We start from the raw sequence: 1,313 nt of genomic DNA on the forward strand, positions 1-1,313 counted from the left end.
GTGGCGCGCACGGCGCAGGCCCAGGGCGTGCAGGTCATCTTCGACGACAGCCTGATCGACATGCTCGCCGCCGAAGGCTTCCGCCCCGAATACGGGGCGCGCGAGCTGAAGCGTCAGATCCGCAGCCTGGTCGAGACGCGCCTGGCTCGCGCCATGCTGGGCGGCGAGGTGGCGCAGGGCGATCAGGTGCGGATCAGCTGGGACAAGACGGCCGAACAGGTGCGGATCGAGCCTGCCGCGGCACCCGCTTCCGATGGCGAGGATACCAGCGGTACTGGTCCAGAGAAAGGCGCGGTTCCGAAACCGACTCCCGACGCCGCCGAATAGGCGGCTGACCCATACGATCAGGCGCCGCCGCTACGACCAGCCTCGAGCGAACGCCGAGATACCAACGCCCGTCCGTTCCCGCGACGGGCCTCAGAGAGGAGGGAGCATGCAATGGCCTATCCCATGGCACTCTACCGCGCCGATCCATTCGCGATGATGCGGAGGCTGAGCGAGGATTTCGACAGGCTCGTCTCCGGCGCGGCGCCGGCGTTTCCGGCGGTCCATGTCTGGCAGGGCGATGCCGCCGCAGCGATCACTGCAGAACTACCGGGCGTCGACCCAGCCGACATCGACATCTCGGTGAAAGACGATGTCCTGACGCTGTCGGGCGAACGTCGGCTGCCCGACCTGCCCGACGGGGCCGTTTGGCATCGGCGCGAGCGCGGCTTCGGCCGGTTCACCCGCGCGGTGCGCCTCCCGTTCCGGGTCGATCCCGACAAGGTCGAGGCACGCTTCACCGACGGCGTACTGCGGATCGCGGTCGGCCGGCCCGATACCGACCTGCCGAAGCGCATTCCGATCAAGGCCGGCTGAAGCAGAGGAGCAGCGCCGATGACCGAACAGATGTCACACACTTCCGCCGCCCGACCCGAGGGCGCCGAGCCGACGCACCACCGAAGGGTGTGGCGCCCCCTTGCCGACATCGTCGAGGTGGGCGACGCGATCCTGCTGATGGTCGAGATGCCCGGCGTTCCCGCCGGCGACGTCGAAGTCACGCTCGAGCAGCGTGTGCTCACCATCCGTGGACGCACCGCCCTCGTCGCCCCCGAGAATCTGCGCCTCGTGCACGCGGAATACGCCCCGGGCGACTACGAGCGCATCTTCACCTTGTCGGGCGATTTCGACAGCGAGCGGATCGAGGCCGAGGCGAAGAACGGCGTGTTGACCTTGCGTCTGCCGCGGGCAGCAGAGGCGGAGGCGCGCCGGATCGAGGTCAGGTCGGCATGAGCAACGGAGAACGCAGATGAAGATCAAGGATCTGATCC

At 68.2% G+C, this 1,313-nt stretch carries 2 protein-coding genes and 1 pseudogene; all 3 read left to right on the top strand.

The features are described from left to right. Positions 1 to 327, top strand: a pseudogene (locus GT358_RS16285) (Clp protease ClpC); the annotation flags it as partial. Positions 328 to 438: 111 nt separating this feature from the next. Next, the gene (locus tag GT358_RS16290; protein ID WP_166583684.1) at positions 439 to 861 is read left to right on the top strand and encodes an Hsp20/alpha crystallin family protein; all 423 of its coding nucleotides are present in this window, start codon (positions 439 to 441) and stop codon (positions 859 to 861) included. 18 nt (positions 862 to 879) lie between these two features. Next, on the top strand, positions 880 to 1,275 hold the full coding sequence (locus GT358_RS16295) for an Hsp20/alpha crystallin family protein (RefSeq protein WP_166583685.1): 396 nt from the start codon (positions 880 to 882) through the stop codon (positions 1,273 to 1,275). Positions 1,276 to 1,313 lie beyond the last annotated feature (38 nt).

It is taken from the genome of Rubellimicrobium sp. CFH 75288, assembly GCF_009904055.1.
In the GTDB taxonomy this organism is placed as follows: domain Bacteria; phylum Pseudomonadota; class Alphaproteobacteria; order Rhodobacterales; family Rhodobacteraceae; genus Rubellimicrobium.

Bases quoted from the DNA above. Each gene is read 5' to 3' on its own strand.
- GT358_RS16290 (WP_166583684.1), top strand. From the start codon at position 439: ATGGCCTATCCCATGGCACTCTACCGCGCCGATCCATTCGCGATGATG.
- GT358_RS16295 (WP_166583685.1), top strand. From the start codon at position 880: ATGACCGAACAGATGTCACACACTTCCGCCGCCCGACCCGAGGGCGCC.